Below are 22,336 nucleotides of genomic sequence, written 5' to 3'. Positions count from 1 at the left end.
TGAAGGTCCTGTATGGACAGTTACCATAGGCTAAAGCCTTTTTTTCTCCCCCTTCTTTTTATTTTACTGATTAACTGCTCACACCCACCCCGCCGGGTTGATAGCGCTTATTATTACTGGAAGACCGGAGATGCCAGTGACAGTGAACGGAATTTCCTGAAAGTACAGGGTATTCGAAAGCTGTACGTGCGGCAATTAGACGTTGACTGGAGTGATGTACAGGGCGCCATTCCTTTAAACGGCACCAGCATTGAAACACTGAACTACCAACTGGTTAAGTATGATTCTTTTGCTGTACAAATGATACCGGTGGTTTTCATTACCAATAAAACATTTGAGCGGATATCGCCCGGCGATATTCCCCAGCTGGCCAAACGTTTGGTGCGGCGCTGCTTGCCCTCTTACGATTCTGTGGATATCCGGTATGAAGAAAACCATTACATAGATTTTCATGGAGGTCCCATAAAGCCCAAAGAGATCCAGTTCGATTGCGACTGGACAGTAAAAACCTCACCGGCCTACTTTCAATTTTTAAAGGAAGTACGAAAGCTGACGCCCGATAGCATTACTATATCGGCCACTATTCGATTACACCAATATAAGTATCCCGATAAAACCGGCGTGCCGCCCGTTAACAGGGGCATGTTGATGGTATATAATATCAGCGATCCCAAACAATACACGCCCGAACAATCTATTTTCGATATAAACAAAGCGAGCGCCTATTTTACCCAGACAAAAAAATACCAGCTTCCATTAGATATAGCGCTGCCTGCCTGGTCGTGGTGCCTGGTGTTCAGGGACCATCAGTTTTACCAGATAGAAAATGGCATTACAGAAAGCGATCTGCAACAACAGGCGTTTTTAAAACCTACAGGCAATCATTATTACCAGGTAACACAAGACACCACTTACCACGACCTGTTTTTACGGCCCGGTGATGAAATAAAAGCCGAAGGCGTTGATGACACCCAGCTGCAACAGGCTGCTCAGCTGGCGGGCAAGGCCGTAAATACGCCCGACTTTACTGTAACCCTGTTTGAATTATCTGAACAAGAAATTAACCGCTATAGCCATGAAACCCTTAACCAGGTATATTCTTCTTTTCGCTAGTATACTGTCAATTTTATTACCAAAACGAACAGCCCGGGCCTGTGGATTTTGGGTACCTTCCAATGATTACCGGTTTTGGCTGCTGCAGCCCGATTTAACCAACGAGGCCGACCTGACGCCATTATTCTTTGGCAGCAGGTATTTGTATCTTGATGAGACCATCCCTATAAAAGAAAATTATATTCAGCAAAACGTACAGGAATGGTTAACGGAAATAAAAGGGAAGGCCCTTGCAAAAGACATCGATACGTTATTGAACGCCACCGATCCGCAAATCTTCTTCGATGAACAAAAACAATTGGCTAAGGGGAATAGCTTTGTACGTTTTCTGTTACAACCCCCCAACAGCGAATTGTACCGGTATGTTACATTGAGTAAGAAAGTAGAACAAATTGCAGCCCATCCCGATCCCTGGGAAGAAGATAATTTTCCCAACAACAACATCAACGAGGTAATAAAAGAAACCCTGGCCTTTCAAACAAAAACCCATAGCCAATTTATTAAGTTGAGACTGGCCTACCAGTTAATGCGCCTGTACGCCCGTAACGGCGAATATGATAAAATACCTGCGGTGTACGATAACCGGGTAGAACGGGTGCAAACCAACAGCTGGGTAAAATCGGCTGCCCTGTATGAAAAAGCAATACACGCAGATGGACTTACCCAAAATTACCTGCTATCAAAAGTATTTGACCGGGGCGACTATCATCAACAGTTTTGCCTTCGGTTTATTATAACTGGCCTAATAGACAGCACGTTGTCAATGACCAAAAACAAATACGAACGGACCGTTCTATCGGCAATGAAGATCTTCAGTCATGCGGGCAGAAGTTTACCTGCAATAAAAAACATTTATCAGGCTGAGCCTGGTTTTAAAGAATTGCCCTTTTTGTTGCTGAGAGAAATAAACAAGGTGGAAGACTGGCTGGTGACCATGAAACTTACTGATTTTGGTAAACCTGCTTACTATGGTGATGAAGGCTGGGATGACTATAAATACCCCGATAATGCGGCTGCTAATTATAAAAAAGATAAGCAGTATGCCAATGAGCTGTACACTTTTTTGCTACAGGTAATAAAAGATGGAAAATGCAAACAACCTGCGCTATTACAATTGTATGCATCGCATATGTGCCTGTTGAATAAAGATTATACCACTGCGGCGCAACACCTGGAGCAGGTAAAGGCGGCTAAGCATCTACCTACCAACCTGCGTACACAGATCAACATCAATGCCTATTTATTATACCTGGAGCAGCATGGGTTCAACAACACTGCCGAAACAGCATTTATGCGTATTGTGCAAACACCAGATGCATCATTAGGAATATACAACGCAGATAAAATGAAAAACCAGCTGGTGTTGTATACCGCCCGTAAAATGATAAAGAATGGTGACCGGGCAAGGGGTTTACTATTATTAAGCCGTACAAACCGGGCGCTGGGCGAACTGGAAAATGTAGGGTATAAGTTCCTGTACCAAAAAATTGACGAAGTGGCGCAGGCGGCTGACTATGACCAGATGATCCAGGTACTGCAGAGTAAAAACAAAACACCTTTCGAGCAGTTCGTATCCCAGCATCGTTTTCGCTTTGTCACTGAAGAACCCGGGATAGATTCAGATGATATCTATAGATACGAGTACACATGGGACATTAACAAATTGCGCGATCTGAAAGCAAGCTGGTATCTGCGTCATCACCAGTTGTTAGCAGCACATGCCACCCTCCGGCAGGTACCCGACAGTTTCTACAATCAATATCCTTATAATGTAGCCCTTGGTGGCGATGCCTTTTATCTTAATATTTACCACCCGCACCCAGCCGCCAAAGAAGACAAACGGAACCTGAACAAAAAACAGGTGATCGAAGAAATGGAGAGGTTAGAACAACTGGCTGATAACAACCCGCAAAAGGCCGGCATTTGTTATTATCAACTGGCCAATGCCTGGTATAATATGAGCTGGTATGGAAAGAACTGGATGATGGTACGGCAATGGTGGTCATCAGGTGATAAATATGATTATGAAAAACACCAATTCGACCCTTTCTTTATGGACTACCTGGGTTGCAACCAGGCAATGCTGTATTATAAAAAGGCAATGACTGCCACCAGCGATAAAAAACTAAAGACGTTGTGTTTTTATATGGTGCAACAGTGTGAAAAAAACAGAAACGAGGAATATCACCTGGACAATACTGCGGTGTATGCAGCCGCCCGCAGAAAAGGAATAGATGCCGGCTACTATCAATCGCTGGTAAACGAGTGTGAGCTATACTCCAGTTTTATTCAACAATACAATAAGCGACCCTTTACGGCCAATTGAAAACCTTGCTGGTTGTTTATTTGAACGCTCTATTGCTATTTTTCTGAATCAATACTCCATACATAACAAAAACAAAAGCCACATAAAAGAATTGACCACGGGTTACGCCTACTCCATAGGGGAACCAAATACCTGGAATAAGATGCAGGTAAGATATCTCCTTTGGAAACAGGGCGATTAACATCACTAATGCGGCCACCAAAACCAATAGATCTTTCATGCCCTGTTTACGCATTCCCTGATAAATGATGAAAAGCATTAACGCCAAAAGCACCAATCTGAGATAATCTGCAATTGTCTGAAACCTTGTGTGGATGGAAGGTGAAACCCAGGGAAGTCCTGACAATTGAACTGCCATGAGTAGAAAAGCGAATAGTGCAATCATTCCAGGCAGCCATTTCGGCTGATGAAGGTTGAACCATTCCCGCCAGGCCATTAACCAACTGCCAAGCACCAATGGTTTGAGGATAACAGGCCCTACGATATCTCCCAGATGGCTATTCTCAATTTGAAACCAGGCATAAACAGCCTGATTAAGTCGCATCAATCCTAACAAAATTAAAGCCGCCATAAACCACTTACATGATTGTGGTGGTATTCTATCTTTATTCAGCCAATACATGGTTATTGCCAGCAAAATAAACAGCACCGGCCAAACAACTTCCACGATATAGCCCTTAATAGTTTGCTCCCATTGAAACCTGTATTTCTTTTCGATATGTTCTGTTTCTCCAAGGGTTGGGGCAATATGGATGCCGCCTGCACCGGCGCCCAGACTGGCTGCACTCATCCACACCCTGAAAGCTATGGTAAGGTCCTTTTCTTTTTTTACATTCTCAGGTAACATAAATATGCGTGGTTGAATACTATAAGTTATTGGAACGGTACCAGCAAAATCACCTGCCTGGCCTGCAAGTGACCCGTTAACAAATAACTGATAAGCATCGTCTACAGCTGGCGGACCCGTTAAAGCCAAATCGTTTCCAATTAAACTATTTACTGGAACTTTCATCCGGTACCAGGCGTAACCTGAATAGTTTGAATGTCCTTTGGCTGTCCAACCCGGCAAATAACCTGAAAGCCCCACATCGTCATCATGTACTCCGGCCGGCGCAGTAAGATCCATATTTTCCCATTGCGAATCATCATAGTTGGATGCAGCATATTGCATATTATCTCCAGCTATAAATTTCCATGGACCGTTAAGTGTTGTGAGCTGTTTGTCGGAACGCAATGCTTCCTCAGTAGTTGAGAACAAGGAAAGGTAAATAAAAGTACCTGCTACCAACAACAAGGTGATAATTAGCATGACATAGCAAAGCAAAAGATTCTTTTTCATTATACCGGTATTGTCAGCATCAATTAATAATTGTTGTTCGTCGGTACTTTCTATAATTTCATACCAGGTGTCCAGTTGGTCTTCTCTCAGGTCGCCTATTCTCTTTCTAATCAAACACTGCGTTTCTATTGGAAATGCTGGCAGTTCAAAAAGAGATGGTTTTGAAGAAATTCTCACTTCGCCAATTATGAGCCAATAAGATTGAATAAAAAGCCAACAAACATCCCTATTCGCTACAAATTTATTCATTAGTTAGTATCGTAATAAACGATTGCACGGCTTTGTTCATCTGTATGGTCTTCCCATCCCAAAGTACAACACCAGTTTACTCCATTATTCCTTATTTTCTAATCATTAAATATTATCAAATGAATTACTTTGATTGCAATTGCCATTTTTTCAAGATCCGGAAAACATGCTTTCCGCTATTTAAAAAGGCAGCTTGCCTGCTGCTTTTGCTTAGTGGCCTGTCATTTCACCTGCATGCACAATCTACGTTAACGGCCACGGCAAGTTCCGGGAGCGCCTACCCGGTAATTTCAGCAGCCGGCTTTGGCAATGAGAACCCCGATTGTATACATACTTCTTTCGGGCCGCACGTTACGCAGGCCTTTGATTCAGATCTGGGGAAGAACGTATTTGTTTTTCATAGCCATATTACCGACGATAACGATCGTTGTATCAATCTTGATCGCGTTCGCATGGAGATCAAAGGCGGGGGAAGTGCAGAAGAGCAGGCCCAGGGAGAGACCGGTTATTTTAGATGGAAATTTAAGCTTGACGCCAATTTTATCGGCGGATCTTCCTTCTGTCACATCTTCCAGATCAAGGCTGTAGACGGTGACGATACCGGTTCTCCGCTTATTACCATTACGCCCAGGGCCAACATTCTGGAAGTGATCCATGACGGGGGCGATGAAGCAGGCTCGGTTGATCTTGGACGACTGGTATCGGTAGATCTGGCGCCTTTTAAAGGGACCTGGGTAGAAGGTTATATAAAATATGTTAGTAGTGATAACGGATCTTTCGAGATCACATTGAAAAGAATAAGCGATGGCGCTACCCTGCTTAGCTATAGCAAAACCAGTGGCATCGATCTCTGGCGTACCGGCGCTTCCCGCAATCATCCCAAATGGGGCGTGTACCGGTCCAAAAACAGTACGGGCCTGCGCGATGAACAGGTACGCTTTGCCGATTTCTGTATATCAGAAAGCAGTGCCTCTCAATGCCCGTCAGATGCAGGTACAGGTGGTGGTGGATTTTCCGGATATTACCGGTTAACTCCCCGCCATAGCGGTAAGGCCCTGGTGGTACAAAATGCATCTACCAGCAATAGCGCAGCGGTTATTCAATATACCTATGGCGGCAGCGATACCAATGATGAATGGCAACTGCTGAGTATTGGCAGCGGCTATTACAGGATCATCAATCACAACAGCGGTAAAGACATGGTAGTACAAAGCGCCTCTACCAGTGACGGGGCAGCCATTATTCAATATACTTACGGTGGTAGCGCAACGAATGATGAATGGCAACTAACCGATAACGGTGGCGGGTATTATCGTATTGTAAACAGGAACAGCGGCAAGGTGGTAGAAGTGGCCGGGAGTTCTACATCCAACAATGCAGCCGTTGATCAGGCTACCTGGAACGGCGGCGAAAACCAGCAATTCCTGCTCGAAAATATCAGCAGTGCACGTATAGCCCAACCAGGGGCTACCCTATTGCCAGAAACGAAAAAAGAAAAAATCGATTTCCCCAATCCATTTCCGGCCGCAAGCGTAATAAACATTTACCTTGAACAGGATGGGCCTGCTAACCTTACCCTTTACGACATGGTAGGGAGACCGGTATGGGTACTGCTGAATGCCAATTTGCAAAAAGGCAGCTATTCGGTTCCATTAAACAGTAAGAGGCTGACAGCCGGGGTATATATACTAAGGCTGTCGCAAAACAATGAACGGATCACCAGGCGTCTTATAGCTCAATAGTTGACGAAACGGGCCTTCAAATCCAACGATTTGAAGGCTTCTATTTTTTTTAGAAATAATTTTCCTATGGACATCTGTAAAAATTGTCCAAACCTTTTCAATCGGAGCATTGATCGTGATGCTCTTCTTAGTAATTACCGGAGCATCCAGGTGAATGGTTTTTGAAACTTTATAGGTGCTAAAACTTTCCAGCATGATCACACTTATCACCAATATTATTATTAAGGATAAGAAGCATATCAAAAGCTTTTTTACTTTAAAATTCTTCATAATAGTTTAGTTTTTATAGGTCGATTTAATTTGTTTTATCCACTCGCCAACGCTTTCCCCAGAAGGTCTGTCGGCTCTATCAAAAAAGAAATGTTGATTAATCGTTAATCCACAATAAGTATAAATGCCTTTGTCGGAAGTAAGCGAAAGAGCTTTACCCATCCCGTTTGCCTCGTACTCTGCTGTTGATTTTCCGTGAGTATTGATAATAATTGCCTGTTTACCTGTTAACAGCCCTTTTTGCACGCCCTGATCGTAGCGATAAGCAAAACCGTAACTCATAACACGGTCAATATACCCCTTCATAATAGCGGGCATTCCAGTCCACCAGATCGGGTAAATAAGTGTGATATGATCTGCCCAGGAAATATACGCCTGTTCCTTTTTTACGTCTTCAGCAACATGCCCCATCCGTTGCCCGTTCATATCATCCAATGACAATACGGGATTGAAATTGAGCTGGTACAGATCCCTCAGTTCGATCTCGTGATCGCCGGTTTGTAAAGTTTCTATTACAGTCTTTAAAAGATGGTTGTTGAGGCTGTCTCCGTTGGGGTGGGCATAAATAATCAGATGTTTCATTGTACCTACTTTTAATTGATTTGTTCATTCAAAAGTAGGATGCCCGCTCAGGGTAAAATTGTAAGAAAACGAAAACCCTTATTCAGGCTTTGCCTGACAGATCTCTTGCTGGAACTTAAGGAATTTTGTTGGTGACAGGTTTAAAAAATGCCGGAAGTCGTGAATAAGCTGACTTTGATCGTAATACCCGCATTGTTCGATCACTTCAAACCAATCTGCTTTGGAGGAAGAGGATGCTATGCGTTGAACCGTTTCAACTGCTTTAATGAATCTTATATAACGGTTTTTTTCTTTAGCGCTATATCCAAAATGTTTCTTTTGATGAAGTTGTATGTTTCTTTCGCTTTGACCGGTTTTTTCTGCGATTTCTTTTATTGGGCTCAAAACCTCGTTTGTTCCAGTACTTAATAATTGAGAAGTTGTATTCGGGTTGCGTAAATAGGGTTTACAGAATTCAAGAATAAATTCCACGCGTTCTTTTGAATTATCCATTTTTTGTAAAGCGAACCACAAATCGGTAAAACAATTTTCTTCCAGCAATTCGTCGGGATGAATTGGCAAATGGTCAGACAAAATAGCATTTCCAAAAAAACGATAAAAAGCATCATCTTTAAAATTAGCGACCAGTATTTCAGCGTTTACCGGCAAGGTATAAAGCAATGCCTGCTTTATTGGACCTAAGACGAGGCATTTTTCTATTTCTATTTTTGTGCCTTGTTGAGAAATTAAAGAAGGAGTAGCACCAAAGCTAAAAACCATGATTGTTTGATAAGATGGCAACAACGTCTTAGTGATCGATTGGCAGGTCCTGTTTTCGGCAATGTAGAAATGCGAAAAAACATTCTCAAACGCTATAGGAACCGGAATTTTATAATTATTGTAGCTTTGTTCGCTTCTCTCCATGACGTCATTAACGGATTTTTAAATGGATGGTGATGTTACCTGCCTTAAAATTAAGTTTTATTAGCGTATCGGCAACAGCAGGAACTTTTTGATGCCGGATCTATTGAATATCACGTTCTTAATGACCATTTGGAGCAAGTATATTTGACCCATCCGGTCAAACAGGCTGCCTTCCACCTGGTGTAGCTTTGTAAAAAAGAAACATATGCTACAAGAGAAAGTAATTGTGATAACCGGAGCCAGCAGTGGCATCGGAAAAGCTACTGCCAAAAAACTGGCTTCCCTCGGTGCCCGGGTTGTTGCCGCCGCCCGCCGCAAAACAGAACTGGATGCCCTTGCGGCAGAAAGCGGCGGAAACATTGTGGCCGTGCCGGCAGACGTAACAAAAAGGGAAGAAGTGCAGCATCTGGCAAAAACCGCCATTAGCCACTTCGGCCGGATCGATGTGTGGGTGAACAATGCAGGCGTTATGCCCAATTCGTTTTTCGATGAAGGAAAGGTGCATGAATGGGACCGCATGGTGGATGTAAATATTAAAGGCGTTCTTTATGGCATCGAGGCAGCCCTGCCGCATGTGCTTCAAAATAATGGCCATATCCTTGCCATTGCATCCGTTCAGGCACTAAAAACTTATCCCGGAACAGGAGTATACACCGGTACCAAGTTTGCAGTTCGGGCTATCATGGACAGCCTGCGCGAAGAGCTGGCAGGCAAGCTGCGGGTAACTGTCATCAACCCCGGTGTTGTTGCAACCGACTTCACCCGTGAAATCACCAGCGAAAAGCTAAAAGCATTGTTTGGCGATGCGTCCAATTTCCCCAGCCTTGACCCGGACGCCATCGCTAACGCAATCGTGTATGCTATCAGTCAGCCTGCGGATACTGCGGTCACAGAAATAACCATTCGGCCCAGTGCCCAGGCCCATTAAATTTGCTAAATTTGTGATATGGCCATCCTGCGGGATAAAACGGAATTCTACCGCCCTAATGTTTTCCTCTTTACGGGTACGGTCCCAACTTTCGCAGCCGAAGAATTCGTCCGCGAACACGTGCTTTGCCATGTGTACGCGGGCGAACTCCGTTACACCACTGCCGAAGAGGATGTTGTGGTACGGGCGGGTGAAACAGTTCTTTTCCGGCGGGATTTGCTTGTGAAATGCGAAAAGCGCCCCGTGCGGGGTGAGGCTGCTTTCAGCATCGTTTATTTCGTATTCGAACGGTCCTTTACCCTAACCTTTGCCCTGAAACATTCGGTAGATACAAGTACGATTGATCATCGGTATGGCGCTGTGGTACCGATCCAACCAACTGCTCCTTTGCAGGGCGTGATCGAATCACTGCATCCGTACCTGCGAAGCAATACTTTTCTCTCCCCCAGGATGGTTCCCGTCAAGCTCACGGAAGCCGCATTCGCCCTTCTGGAACAGAATGCCGCTTTCGGTAGTTGGCTTCTAAATGGTCCCGAAGAACACAAGCCAGATCTGACCGTTTTTATGGAACGCAATTTCCGGTTCAATGTGCCAGTTACAAAATTTGCCGAACTCTCTGGACGAAGTTTGTCTACCTTTCAACGCGATATGCGAAAGACCTTTGGTATGAATGCACAGGCCTGGCTGTTAAAACGCAGACTTGAAACAGCCTATAGACTGATGACCACAAAGCAGGTTACCCCGGTTGATCTCTATCTCGATCTTGGCTTCGAGAACATTTCCCATTTTTCGCGGGCGTTTAAAAAACAATATGGGTTCAGTCCTTCTTCACTGAAAAGAAAACAGCCTGCTGCGTTACTTCCCAGGTAAGTTTAGAATCTCTTTTTAAGTTTGTCTTCCGGTTTTCTGCATTATAGGGCATATTAACATCTGATTACCATAGAATACAAGTTGGTTGTTCTTTCTAAAGCGGAGGATTGTTGGTATTTTGCATACTTATATGCATTCATTAAATGGCAAACTGTTTACAGCCGAAGAAGCGACTGTATTACACGACATTATTTGTAACCGGCGCGACGTGCGCGGGAATCGTTTTCTGGATAGACCGGTCGAGGACAGTGTGGTGCAACAGTTGCTGGATGCCGCTTTCCATGCACCTTCCGTTGGCTTTTCTCAACCGTGGGAGTTTGTATTGATAAAAGCCCCCGGCATTAAACAACAGGTAAAGGAAAGTTTCATGGTAGAAAATGAAAAAGCAGCCCCTGTTTTTGAGACGGAAAAGCAAGCGACTTATACCCGCCTCAAATTGGAAGGCATTATGGAAGCGCCGCTCAATATCGCTGTTTTTTACAAACCTTCCCCCCAACCGGTGCTGGGGCAAACATCGATGGATGAAGCAGGGCTTTACAGTGTGGTTTGTGCAGTTCAAAACTTGTGGCTGATGGCCCGGGCGCTGAATCTGGGCATGGGATGGGTGAGCATCCTCGATGCCGAAAAGGTGAAACGCATTTTAAAAGCACCGGAAAACAACAAGCTCGTGGCTTACCTTTGCGTAGGATATACAGACGGTTTTTATACGCAACCGGAACTGGAGTTGTTACAATGGGAGAAGCGGAAAACAAGAGAGACAACTATTTTCTATGAAAGTTATTAGGTGAAATTAGAAATATGTTCCCGAGGGTTCAATTCAACCCGTACCGGCGTTCACCTGAGCAGGTCCCTTAAATTTTCTTTTTTGTTTCTTGAAACCGGTATCTGGGAGTTATCTTCCATTAACAGGTAACCGCCATCTTCTTTGACCCAGCTTTTGACATGATTTTTATTAATGATATATGACTGATGACACCGTATAAAGCCATAAGGTCCAAGCAGAGATTCGTATTCGTAAATAGGCCGTGAGGATATGATGGTTTCACTATTGTTCAAATGGAACGTTGTATAGTTATTGGATGATTCACAAAAAATGATATTATCGGGTTTTATAAACCGGGTTTCTTTGGTGGTAGATATGGCAATGCGAGGTGGTTCATTTTGTTGTAATAATTTAACCAGGTTCTCCAGCTGAAGGTTTTGTTTTTTCTGAGAATTTTTAATGACCACTTTATTTACAGCATCCTGCAGATCATGAATTTTTATAGGCTTCAGCAAATAATCAATAGCAGAAAATTTGATGGCCTGGATACCATATTGATCATATGCAGTAACAAATATAATTTCAAAATAAAGATCGGGTAGCGACTTCAACAATTCAAAGCCGTCTTCACCAGGCATCTGTACATCTAAAAATACAAGATCGGGCTTGTACTGCAGAATGATATCTTTTCCCTGCTGTGCATTGAATCCTTTGGCCACTACATGAACCTGCTTACAATATTGTTGCAACAATATGGAGAGGTTATCAACATTATTTACCTCATCATCGATAATAACAGCATTGATGATCATAATACAAGCCAGTTTTTGAAATATAAATGAACAGTAGTTCCCATAGCAGCCGCGCTTTCAATTTGTAACAGAATGTGCTGGTAACTGCCTGCCTGGTTCAGTAAATATATTCTTTCTTTTGTTAACCTGATACCAAAACCGCTGACCGGTTGCAAAGGATCAAATCCTTTCCCATTATCAGTTATCACTACCTCCATATCTTTTCCGGAAAGTAAAAACCTGAGCTGTATGCGCCCATTTTCTTGTAATGCGGCTATTCCATGTTTGATAGAATTTTCCATCAGCGGCTGAATAAGAAACGGAGGAATTTCAGTTGTTGTGATATTCAGCTTGTCATCAACAAAAATAGAATACTGAAAATGAAAGCGCAATTGTTCAAGACGTATATAGTATTCGATATTGTTAATTTCCATTTCCAGTGGTATCGTCTCTTTATCATCATTTGAAATGGTTTGACGTAATAATGAACTGAACTCACTCAGGTATTGATTTGCCTGTTCCGTTTCCTTCTTATTAATCAATCCCTGTATTGAGCTCAAAGCATTAAACACAAAATGCGGATTAAGCTGCGCTCGTATATACCGCAGCTTATTTTCAATAGTTTCTTTCTTTCGTTTATGGGCAGCCAGTTTTTTACTTTGAGCGCTTAACCTGAATAAAAGAAGAAAAAAGGCAGCCAGTAAGCTGCCTGCAATAATTTTAAAAGTGACTGTTTGATGCCATTTCGGCTGTATATCAAATTCGTAAGTTGCAATATGCTGGCGCTGTGCGCTAAAGCGCATATGCAAAATGTAATGCCCGGGAGAGAGATTTTTAAGCCATATAAAATTATTATCAAACTCATTGGGTTTCCAGGGACCATCTGCCACGCCATCTTTCACAATCTCGTACTCCAGGGCCTCCTTTTTGTATATATCGGTAGAAAGATAAAAGATCAGGTTATTCTCGTCGCCCGAAAATACAGGATGGTGCGGAAGCCCGGTGCCTGTATCTATTTCACTTTTCGGGTACCGTTTGGTCCATTTCTCCAATTCTTCCTTACTTAGAGACATATCATAGGGGCGCTTCAATCTTTTTAAAAAATCGTTGAGATCATTGGGTGTATAAATATTTAAGATGGCGGGTTGCACCGGTTGCCAGTAAACGAGCGATGAGGAAAGTATAGAGTCAGTTCCCTTTTTTCTTATATCCGCAATGAGATAATTACCCCAGGTAGTTTTATACCCTCCCAGAAAGGCAAAATTTCTTTTGTAGGTATTTATCTGAAGATCATTGGCAGCAAAATTGGAGATATCACTCCACTGAACCATTACTGTTATTCCATTTTGCAGTATCCTGAATTCATATTCACCGGCATTGTTCTTATATATACCCGGAACAAAAAAATAAACATCCGAAGAATCAAATGTATTAAGCTGGCGATATGAAGCGGGACGGGCACCTTTTGGGGTCGCCTGTTCGGGCTTTATTTTCGGGCTGTGGTCTATACCGGAAAAATGTACACCATTATAAGGTAAAGCGGCTACAATAAAAGGAGCTCCCTTATCATTTGTCGAATAAGAAGTGGCATAATTATCCAGGTCAATCTGGGCAAATGTTACCTGTACAGGAATAAGGGCGATAAGCCAGAGCAGTTTTTTTTGTTTCATAGTATCAATTTTCATCAAAACTCAACAATAAGAACCACTTGAATGATCCCGGATGTGAATCCGGTTAAAGGTTTTGTGAATCCGGCACATTCATTCCTGTAACAAATTTTAATCTTATTCTATAAATCCTCTTTTCAGGCAGTACAATAATAACCCCCCTATTGTTTTAACATTCGCCTTCTCCTTCATTTTGTCGCGCTTCAATTCAATCGAGCGCTTGCTTAAATGCATGATATGCGAAATCTCGTCGGTTGTTTTTTCAAGTTTCATCAGTTCCAGAATCTTAAGCTCTTCACAGGTAAACTCCGGCAGCACGGTATTCATATTTTTCTTATGCTTTACAATATAAGACTTTAGGTGGCTATCCATTAATAGGTTGGTGAGATATACCTCATTATTAAAGGCCATTTTTATCGCATTTACAATGTCAAGGATGTCCATGTTTTTAGTCAGGTATCCATTAATCCCGTATTGAAGGCATTCGGCTACATATACTTCATCAAAATAGGCAGTGAGTATCAGTATCTTTACGGTGGGAAATTTTTCGTGGATGATCTTTAAGGCTTCAATGCCATTCACTTCAGGCATTTTTATATCCAACAATACTACATCGGGTTGCTGCCGGGAAAGTTCTGCAATCAGATCTTTACCATTTTCTGCTTCAAAAGCAACGGATAAAAAACCGAATCGACTAAACGCATTCCTGAAGGCCTGCCGTACAGCGCGGTGGTCATCAGCAATGGCAAGGCTGATGTTTAGATCATTCATATTAGGTTTAAGGTTAAATTAATGATAAGGGTTATATAGCAACTACTACGCAAATACGAAAAAATAAATGATTTTTTTTGTTAAAGCTATCGTAGATTTTAATCTTTAAGATAGGTAAATTGCTAATAGATGAACAACTGACAAGCTGCGATTATGAAGCGAAAAACTGTAACCCTTTTTTTGCTATATATATGTACATTAACAATCAATAACCTGTATGCCCAGTCTCTGGTAAAGGGGAAAGTAATTTCCCCGGGTGGCACAGGTGTATCCTATGCAACCATCATGCTTTTAAAAGATACCCTTGAAACAGGTATTGCAGTGAGCGACAGCGCCGGATTTTTTCAATTTACAATAACCGATGAACAATTGAGATCTGATTCTGCATATAGCATCCGCGGGTTTTATTTAAAACTGTCTACGCAAAAGGTCAGGTTAAACCGGGACAATCCCTTCATTACGCTTATACTGGAAGATAATGCCAGGTTTTTGCAGGATGTACTGGTTACGGCAGAAAACCCTGTCTTCACCCGTAAGGCAGACCGGTTTGTTTTTTTGCCTGGCAAAGCCCTGGCAGAAGGAAGCAGCGCTTTGGAAATTATGCGGCATACCCCACTTGTCAGGTACAGCGAACGGAGTGAAACTTTTTCTATTATCAACCGAACTGGTACTGTTGTTTATATCAATAATAAAAAAACTGAAATACCAAGGGACATGCTGATGCAGATGCTGCAGGCGATGCCGGCCGAAAATATTAAAAGCATAGAAATTATTACCAATCCCGGCAGTGAATATGCATCCAATATCACCGGGGGCATCATTAATATAAATATCAAACGCCAGCCATACGAAGGCTGGATGGGTAACCTGGCTCTTCAAACGCAACAATCGGTATATAATACTACCATGTTGAATGGCGGTGTTAACTACCGTAAAGGAAAAATAGCGCTTCAGATCATTCCTTTTATTAATAACAGTTTCAATTACAGGACCAGCGATAATACGCTAACCTATACAGATGGCGTTCAAAACCTGCTGCATACAAGGTATTACCGCCGGTACCTGGTTTTAGGAGGTGGTTTGAATATCGATTATGATATCGACAAGAATAATTACCTCAGTTACAGCGGCTGGCTGTCGCATGTGAGTGGAACTTCCCAAACCGGCACCAACACTACTTTTTATAATGCAGGTAGTTCGCAGGCCGATTCAGGTTTTTTTTCTCCGTCAAACGGCGACGATCTGTATATATATAATTATGGCAGTATTAATTACCGCCATATCATTAATGAAAAAAAAGCAGTCACCCTCGATTGTATTGTTGATTACAACCAGTTTTCGCAAACAAGAAAGTATGATGGTGTTTTTAATGAAACCACTCAGTCGGGAAAATACAGAAACGACCTGCCACAGAATTTCTTCAATCTGTCTGAAAAAATTGAATACAGCTATCCCTTCATAAAAAACGGCAAGGTCAATATAGGCGCTCAGTTCAGTAATACGAATGTAAAAAATGACCTGCACTATTACGACTGGAATCAATCAGACTACGTATTAAACACCAGCCTGAGCAATAATTACAGATATACAGAACAGTACTGGGGTGGGTTTATCAGCACTACAAAAAGCTTTGGTGAAAAATGGAATAGCAGCCTGGGATTGCGTGTTGAAAATACCAACTACTCTACTGAGGTAAGGAGCCTGAAATCAAAGAATGATTCTACTTACCTGAATTTATTCCCGAATTTTTCTGTAAGCTATTCGCCCAACAAAAAGAACCAGTTCAGTATCAGTTATAGCCGAAAGATCAGCCGGCCGAATATTGAACTTTTATTTCCCGGCCGAACATGGCAAAACAGGAACTTCTTTACAGAGAATAATCCGTTTCTGCAGCCAATGATCTATAACAATGCAGAGTTTTCATATACATTCAACAGCAGGTATATTTTTTTACTTTCGTATTATCAAACCAAAAACAGCTATTCAAGATTTGTGATTCCAGTGGAAGAGGATAACACCTTAAAGTTTAAAAATACCTACCTGAATTATGGTAATATAAACAGCCTTGATCTTACGTTAAACCTTAATCAACCGCTATGGAATCACTTTTGGGAAATCTACTTCTCTCCTACGCTGTCATATGCCAGCTATAAAAGTACTTCGCCCCTTGTAAACGCCGATATAACCAACTACAATTATTCATTATTCTGGGACAATTATGTCTTTTTATCAAGAAAAAAGCAATGGACCGCTTTTTTAACTTTTAAATACAACAGTTCATCAAAAGATATCTCCGGCGAAACTATAAACGCTACCTCGTCGCTGGATCTTATGATAAAAAAGGTCGTCAGGAAATTCTCACTATATCTGATGGTGAATGATCTGTATAATGGTAGTTCAATTTATAAGAATCACCTGTATGCCAACAGCCTGCTGGCAGAAAATTTTACCCGTACCAACTATTACAACCGATCTGTATCACTTAAAGTCAGGTACATTTTTGGTAACAAACAGTTAAAAGGAAACAGGAATAAAGGGGCCGCAAATGATGAAATAAGACGCAGGGCCAGCAATTGATGTAAGGGGAAAAAAATCGCTTAAATCCGTATTGGGTGTCATGTACCTCGTGGGTAAATTATTCCGATGAAGATCGGCAGGGATTGCTTTTTCTTAACCTTAAAAAAATAGTCTCATGCTAAAGAAAACATTAATTCAAAAGCTGGCTGAATTAAAAGAGGGTCAGCTTGATGGAGGATTCATTGTTATAAAAACCAATGCACTGATTGTGGGAGGTGTAGATGACCCTGCTAATAATTGCAAAGAAGGGGTATGCACCAATAATTGCAATACAGGCAATTGTGGCAATTGTGTAAAAGGTTGTGGTGTTCAATAACCCGTTTATACATCGAACAGAGGCCGTTTCCCGAAAAGCCTGTTTTAAACAGAGTAGGGATATAAATTTTATAAGATGGAAAAGCAAAAACTGATCAGCCGGTTAAAGGACTTAAAAACCGGACAGCTTGAAGGAGGATTCGTGGTACTTATGACTACAAATCATTTATTGATCGGCGGGGTTACCGACCCGGTCAATAATTGCCAGGGAGGTCAGTGCCAAACGAATAACTGCAGCGGCGGCAATTGCGGCAATTGCGTATTTGCATGCGGCACTAAAGCTTAAATAACACCGGGTAAAGAAATAAATTATCGAATATGCAAAAGCGTAAAATTCTAAAACAGCTTTGCCAACTCATCAATGGGCAACTGGAAGGAGGCTTTATAGTGCTGCAGGCCGACGTTAAAATAGTCGCCGGCGTAAGCGAGCCCGCCAACAATTGCAATGGTGGTTATTGTGTGCCTTCGAATAATTGCGGAAGCGGTCAAAACTGCGGTAATTGTGTTACGGGTTGCGGTAGCAAAGAATAATTGATTCCACATACAAAAGGCCATTCCCGAAAAGCCTGTATCAAACAAAGTAGGGGTTAAATATTCAATTATGAAAAAAGAAAAATGGTTGAAAGCAATCCAGGAAATTAAAGAAGGACAACTTGAAGGAGGGTTTGTTATTCTGAAAGCAAATACGCTTATTGTTGGCGGTCTTACCGATCCTGCCAACAACTGCGATGGCGGTAAATGCACCAATAATTGCAACGGCGGCAATTGTGGTAATTGTGTTGAAGGCTGCGGGGTGAAACAATAATAAAGTATTCCTGCAATACAACTGCAGAATTATAAAACTATAACCAGTATGAAAAAAGATAAGCCGATAAAAAAACTCCAGGAAATCCTTAATGGAAAACTGGAAGGTGGGTTTATGGTTCTGGCATCTACCAATGGCCTGATCATTGGAGGCGTTGAAGACCCCACTAATAATTGCAAGGTAAACTGCACCACCAACAATTGCAACGGTGGCAATTGCGGTAACTGTATTATGGGATGCGGCCAGCTATAGCAGCTTAGTACGGTTCATTGTACTTTATTATGGTGTTAAAAAATATGATGCAGGGCCTGCCAACACGGGTTTTGCATCTTATATCAAATTAAACTACGTTATATGAAAAAGAGAAAATTAATACAAAAGATCCGTGAAATAAGTTCAGGTCAGCTAACAGGTGGTTTTGCCGTTTTAAGCACCAATGCACTGGTAATTGGCGGTGTAACCGATCCCGTAAATAATTGCATTGGCGGCGATTGCTCCAACAATTGTTCAAAGGCCAACTGTGGCAATTGTGTAGCCGGCTGCGGCGTAAAACAGTAATAACAACCTACCTGATTGTTTCAAATTTAATGCAATGAAATACTCGCAATTCAACTCGATCCTTCCTTTTGATGAGCATTATATTATGTTCAATACCTACAGCAACGGGCTGTTAGCCTTAGAGCCGATGTTAAAAGACCTGATCGAAGCGGCCAGGGCCGAAGGCATAGATAACCTGGAAGAAGTGCATCCCAGCCTTTTTCAGGCAATGAAAGAAAATGGTTTTTTAATAGAAAATGAAACAGATGAAGTGGAAAAAATAAAACAACTTCGTTATGCCATTGATTTTAATGAAAGCACTTATCACCTCACTATTAATCCAACCATGAATTGCAATTTCAAATGCTGGTATTGTTACGAAACGCATGTGAAAAATTCAAGGATGAGTGAAGAGATCATCGAAAGAGTGAACACCTTTTTAACCACGCAGATAGTGCATAATGAAAAGATCAGAAGCTTTAACCTTTCGTGGTTCGGCGGTGAGCCCCTGCTTTACTTTTACGACATTGTACTGCCTATTATGAATCATTTCAACAAGGTATCGGATGAAAAACAAATTGAGCGGGGCATCAATTTTACCAGCAACGGCTACCTGATCAACCAGAAAATGGTAGATGTATTTAAGAAGAACAATGTAACCGCCTTACAGATAACCCTCGACGGATATGGTGAAGAACACGATACTGTTCGATATGTTTCATCTACCCGTGGCTCCTATGAAAAGATCATAGAGAATGTGCTGCTGATGCTGAAACATGAAATTTTCATCAGGTTACGGATCAACTACACACACACGAACATCCAAAATTGTCATAAGATCATTGATGATCTTATACCGCTTAACCAGCGCGAAAGACAATTCCTGATGCTCGATTTTCACCGCGTATGGCAGGACCATGTACCGCAGCAGGAAGGTTTTATTTCAGCGCAGATAGACAAATTCAGGAAAGCCGGTTTTACCGTTAACTCTAACCTGAGTATGGATAATGTACGCAACTCATGTTATGCCGATAAGAAAAACAGCGCCGTTATCAATTACAATGGCGATGTATTTAAATGTACCGCCCGTGATTTTACCACCTTTAAAAGAGATGGATACATTAATGAGGGCGGAGAAATAATCTGGGAAAACGGAAGCCTGGAAAACAGGATGGACATTAAATTCAAAAACAAACCCTGCCTCTCCTGTAAACTATTGCCCGTATGCAATGGCGGCTGTTCGCAACATGCTGTAGAGTACATAGCAAAAGGCGAAGAGTACTGTATTTTCGACCATGATGAAAACAAAAAAAACGAAGTGGTCCGGCAAAAGATAAAGGATTTGGTTGATTTCGATTAATACTATGGCTTTTCCTCATTATTATCAGCTCGAAGCAAGGGATTGCGGACCTACCTGCCTGAGAATGATCGCCGCCAGTTACGGCAAAAAGTATACTTTGGCCGAACTGAAAGAGTTTTGTGGGGTTACCCGTTTAGGCGTTTCATTACAGGATATCATAGATGGCGCAGGCAGATTGGGATTTGAAACCCTGCCGCTGCAATTCCCTATAGAAAAAATAGTTGAAATTCCTTTACCCGCCATCCTGTTTTGGCGGCAGGAACATTATGTGGTTTTATATAAGATAAAACAAACCAGGAAAAACACTTTCTATTATATCAGCGATCCTTCGTTTGGCAAAATATGCCTGTCGCAGGAAGTGTTTGCCAAACAATGGACGGGCAAAGAAAGCACCGGTGTAGCGCTGCTGCTTGAAACAACAGATGCATTTTATAAAAAGGAACCGGTTCCATATCGAAAATGGGAAAGCCTGTCGAAATTTGGTCAACTCTTCAGAAACATTGTGCAGGGCGATAAAAAAAGATCTTTACTGGCTTTAATACTCATATGCATTGCCATGGTATGTACCTGGTTTTTCCCGGGTATTTTCAGGAAAATGATAGATGAAGGCGTACAGGGCAGGAATATGCATATCGTTTTCAGCCTGCTTATTGCCCAGGTAGTGGTTTTTTCAAGCAAGGTAATTGCCGATAGCATCAGCACCATTTTACTGATGCAGATAAATTTTAGAGTAAGCGTACAGTTTTTGGTTAATTACCTTCAAAAGCTGATCAGGTTACCATTGAAAATATTCGATACAAAAATCAATGCCGACCTGATGCTTCGCATGGATGACAGCGACCGCATACAAAGTTTTCTTACCCATCACAGCCTTGAGCTGACGCTGTCGTTTGTAAATCTTGTTATTTTCTCCGTGATGCTGTATTTATACAATGCTTCATCATTCTATATGTTCCTTGGGATAAGCAGTATGAGCATACTATGGACTATTCTTTTTTTAGATCGTCGCAAAATGCTTGACTATTCCCGTTTTTCTGTAGCTGCAGAAACAAGGAACAATATCTATGAGCTGATTACAGAAATGCCTGAAATAAAGATCAACAATGCACATACCAACAAGATCAATCAATGGGAAAAACTACAAAGGAAACTGAATACCATCAACCTGAGGTCTTTATACCTGAACTATTATCAGTTGGTAGGAGCAAATTTTTTTAATAAGATCAAAGACATTCTTATTACTGCCTTCTGTGCCTGGCTGGTCATTCACAACCATATGACTTTAGGAGTAATGATGACCATCAGCTTTATATTGGGCCAGTTAAACAGCCCGATCGATAACCTGATTAATACAATCAGGGGCTTACAGGATGCCAGGTTATCATTCGACCGGTTAGAAGAAATTCAGCGTTTAAAAGACGAGCATGTAGGCAAAAGTAAAATACTGCCCTCCCCTCCTGCAAAAGCAATTACAATTCAAAATCTCTCCTTTAAATACGAAGGTAGTTTTAACCCGCTTGTACTGCATGATATTAATATAACAATCCCGGTAGGCAAAATTACTGCAATAGTAGGCGCAAGCGGCAGCGGTAAAACAACCCTGTTAAAATTATTGCTGGCTATATATGACCCTACCGTTGGCGATATTTACCTCGATAACCATCAGCTAAGAACTCTGGAACCGGATGTATGGAGAATTATGTGTGGGGTGGTGTTACAAAATGGATACATCTATAGTGGCACCTATGCCGAAAATATTGCGCTGGCCGATGAAAAGCCGGACATGGAAAAAGTAATGAAAGCAGCCGCATTGGCCTGTATAGATGAGTTTATCGAAAAACTGCCGCTGGGTTATCACACACAAATAGGAAAAACAGGTATTGATATCAGTGGTGGTCAAAAACAGCGGATCCTTATTGCCCGGGCTATTTACCGAAACCCCGGGTTCATTTTCCTGGATGAAGCTACCAGTAACCTCGATGCCAATAACGAACGAAAGATCATGAATAACCTGCATCAATTTTTTGCAGGCAAAACGGTGGTTATTATTGCCCACAGGTTAAGTACAGTAAAGAACGCCGACCAGATCATTGTACTGGAACAGGGACGCATTGTTGAATCTGGCGATCACGATTCGCTTGTACAATTAAAAGATAAATATTTTCATTTGGTTAAAAACCAACTTGAACTCGGTGCATAAATGTACCCTACGAGTAGTACCTCCGATAGGAAATTTTGAGACGGTCGCAGGTGTCTAAAACGTAAGCCACTGGCTCCCCATGACGGAGTATCCCCGTATACTTTTGGCCGGAGGTTGCATAAAATCCCGGACTACCCCGCAACAGAATAAAATAAAGGAATTGTTTTGGCTGACGACTTTATTTTATATGTTTGTGCAAAGGCCAGGGGATCTCATAAATACTAAATC

Annotated in this window: 21 protein-coding genes; 15 read left to right on the top strand and 6 right to left on the bottom strand. The window is 41.8% G+C overall.

Annotation, left to right across the window (positions count from 1 at the left end; genetic code table 11):
• Positions 1-12: 12 nt before the first annotated feature.
• Both NIAKO_RS04265 and NIAKO_RS04260 read left to right on the top strand, forming a co-directional pair.
• Entirely contained in the window at positions 13-1,113 is a 1,101-nt protein-coding gene (locus NIAKO_RS04265; RefSeq protein ID WP_014217166.1) for a hypothetical protein, read from the top strand.
• The gene (locus NIAKO_RS04260) at positions 1,076-3,439 is read left to right on the top strand and encodes a hypothetical protein (protein WP_014217165.1); all 2,364 of its coding nucleotides are present in this window, start codon (positions 1,076-1,078) and stop codon (positions 3,437-3,439) included. Before NIAKO_RS04265 ends, NIAKO_RS04260 begins: the two co-directional genes overlap by 38 nt.
• A gap of 16 nt (positions 3,440-3,455) precedes the next feature.
• Here the strand turns inward: NIAKO_RS04260 and NIAKO_RS04255 are convergent, their stop codons facing one another.
• Positions 3,456-5,027, bottom strand: coding sequence for a glycoside hydrolase (locus NIAKO_RS04255; protein WP_014217164.1), 1,572 nt, complete (start codon positions 5,025-5,027; stop codon positions 3,456-3,458).
• 119 nt (positions 5,028-5,146) lie between these two features.
• Between NIAKO_RS04255 and NIAKO_RS36375 the strand changes: the two genes are divergently transcribed.
• Complete coding sequence (locus NIAKO_RS36375; protein WP_014217163.1) at positions 5,147-6,769, top strand: RICIN domain-containing protein; 1,623 nt, start codon at positions 5,147-5,149, stop codon at positions 6,767-6,769.
• A 276-nt stretch (positions 6,770-7,045) separates the two neighbouring features.
• Here NIAKO_RS36375 and NIAKO_RS04240 read toward each other — a convergent pair whose 3' ends face one another.
• Both NIAKO_RS04240 and NIAKO_RS04235 read right to left on the bottom strand, forming a co-directional pair.
• On the bottom strand, positions 7,046-7,621 hold the full coding sequence (locus NIAKO_RS04240; protein ID WP_014217161.1) for an NAD(P)H-dependent oxidoreductase: 576 nt from the start codon (positions 7,619-7,621) through the stop codon (positions 7,046-7,048).
• Positions 7,622-7,699: 78 nt separating this feature from the next.
• Complete coding sequence (locus NIAKO_RS04235) at positions 7,700-8,524, bottom strand: helix-turn-helix domain-containing protein (protein ID WP_014217160.1); 825 nt, start codon at positions 8,522-8,524, stop codon at positions 7,700-7,702.
• Between the two features lie 205 nt (positions 8,525-8,729).
• Here NIAKO_RS04235 and NIAKO_RS04230 point away from each other — a divergent pair, with 205 nt between their 5' ends.
• The 3 genes from NIAKO_RS04230 to bluB all read left to right on the top strand — a co-directional run bounded on the left by NIAKO_RS04230 (position 8,730) and on the right by bluB (position 11,106).
• Complete coding sequence (locus NIAKO_RS04230; RefSeq protein ID WP_014217159.1) at positions 8,730-9,452, top strand: SDR family oxidoreductase; 723 nt, start codon at positions 8,730-8,732, stop codon at positions 9,450-9,452.
• An 18-nt stretch (positions 9,453-9,470) separates the two neighbouring features.
• Positions 9,471-10,322, top strand: coding sequence for a helix-turn-helix domain-containing protein (locus NIAKO_RS36370; protein ID WP_014217158.1), 852 nt, complete (start codon positions 9,471-9,473; stop codon positions 10,320-10,322).
• Between the two features lie 130 nt (positions 10,323-10,452).
• Complete coding sequence (gene bluB / locus NIAKO_RS04220; RefSeq protein WP_014217156.1) at positions 10,453-11,106, top strand: 5,6-dimethylbenzimidazole synthase; 654 nt, start codon at positions 10,453-10,455, stop codon at positions 11,104-11,106.
• A gap of 50 nt (positions 11,107-11,156) precedes the next feature.
• Here the strand turns inward: bluB and NIAKO_RS04215 are convergent, their stop codons facing one another.
• The 3 genes from NIAKO_RS04215 to NIAKO_RS04205 form a co-directional block, all read right to left on the bottom strand.
• Positions 11,157-11,897 carry a LytR/AlgR family response regulator transcription factor gene (locus NIAKO_RS04215; protein WP_014217155.1) on the bottom strand — a complete coding sequence of 247 codons (741 nt, stop codon included), beginning with the start codon at positions 11,895-11,897 and terminating at the stop codon, positions 11,157-11,159.
• Complete coding sequence (locus NIAKO_RS36365) at positions 11,894-13,546, bottom strand: sensor histidine kinase (protein ID WP_014217154.1); 1,653 nt, start codon at positions 13,544-13,546, stop codon at positions 11,894-11,896. Before NIAKO_RS36365 ends, NIAKO_RS04215 begins: the two co-directional genes overlap by 4 nt.
• A 114-nt stretch (positions 13,547-13,660) precedes the next feature.
• Positions 13,661-14,314 carry a response regulator gene (locus NIAKO_RS04205; RefSeq protein ID WP_014217153.1) on the bottom strand — a complete coding sequence of 218 codons (654 nt, stop codon included), beginning with the start codon at positions 14,312-14,314 and terminating at the stop codon, positions 13,661-13,663.
• Between the two features lie 153 nt (positions 14,315-14,467).
• Here NIAKO_RS04205 and NIAKO_RS04200 point away from each other — a divergent pair, with 153 nt between their 5' ends.
• From NIAKO_RS04200 to NIAKO_RS04160, 9 genes are all read left to right on the top strand, one after another.
• A complete protein-coding gene (locus NIAKO_RS04200) occupies positions 14,468-16,891 on the top strand; it encodes an outer membrane beta-barrel family protein (protein WP_014217152.1) in 2,424 nt (807 codons plus the stop codon).
• A gap of 115 nt (positions 16,892-17,006) precedes the next feature.
• Positions 17,007-17,207, top strand: coding sequence for a hypothetical protein (locus NIAKO_RS04195; RefSeq protein ID WP_014217151.1), 201 nt, complete (start codon positions 17,007-17,009; stop codon positions 17,205-17,207).
• 75 nt (positions 17,208-17,282) lie between these two features.
• Positions 17,283-17,492: a hypothetical protein gene (locus NIAKO_RS04190; RefSeq protein WP_014217150.1), complete on the top strand. Its 210-nt coding sequence runs from the start codon at positions 17,283-17,285 to the stop codon at positions 17,490-17,492.
• 32 nt (positions 17,493-17,524) lie between these two features.
• Positions 17,525-17,737, top strand: coding sequence for a hypothetical protein (locus tag NIAKO_RS38065; protein ID WP_014217149.1), 213 nt, complete (start codon positions 17,525-17,527; stop codon positions 17,735-17,737).
• A 70-nt stretch (positions 17,738-17,807) separates the two neighbouring features.
• Positions 17,808-18,011, top strand: a complete 204-nt coding sequence (locus NIAKO_RS04180) for a hypothetical protein (RefSeq protein WP_014217148.1) — start codon at positions 17,808-17,810, stop codon at positions 18,009-18,011.
• Between the two features lie 48 nt (positions 18,012-18,059).
• Complete coding sequence (locus NIAKO_RS04175; protein ID WP_014217147.1) at positions 18,060-18,263, top strand: hypothetical protein; 204 nt, start codon at positions 18,060-18,062, stop codon at positions 18,261-18,263.
• A gap of 102 nt (positions 18,264-18,365) precedes the next feature.
• Positions 18,366-18,569: a hypothetical protein gene (locus NIAKO_RS04170; protein ID WP_014217146.1), complete on the top strand. Its 204-nt coding sequence runs from the start codon at positions 18,366-18,368 to the stop codon at positions 18,567-18,569.
• Positions 18,570-18,603: 34 nt separating this feature from the next.
• Positions 18,604-19,908 (top strand): radical SAM/SPASM domain-containing protein, encoded by a 1,305-nt coding sequence (locus NIAKO_RS04165; RefSeq protein WP_014217145.1) that lies wholly within the window; start codon positions 18,604-18,606, stop codon positions 19,906-19,908.
• 4 nt (positions 19,909-19,912) lie between these two features.
• A complete protein-coding gene (locus NIAKO_RS04160; RefSeq protein WP_014217144.1) occupies positions 19,913-22,108 on the top strand; it encodes a peptidase domain-containing ABC transporter in 2,196 nt (731 codons plus the stop codon).
• The last annotated feature ends 228 nt before the right edge of the window (positions 22,109-22,336 follow it).

The sequence above is a fragment of the Niastella koreensis GR20-10 genome, from assembly GCF_000246855.1.
Lineage (GTDB): Bacteria > Bacteroidota > Bacteroidia > Chitinophagales > Chitinophagaceae > Niastella > Niastella koreensis.
The sequence above is the reverse complement of the archived record's forward strand: the minus strand, read 5'-3'. Positions and strand labels throughout refer to the sequence as shown.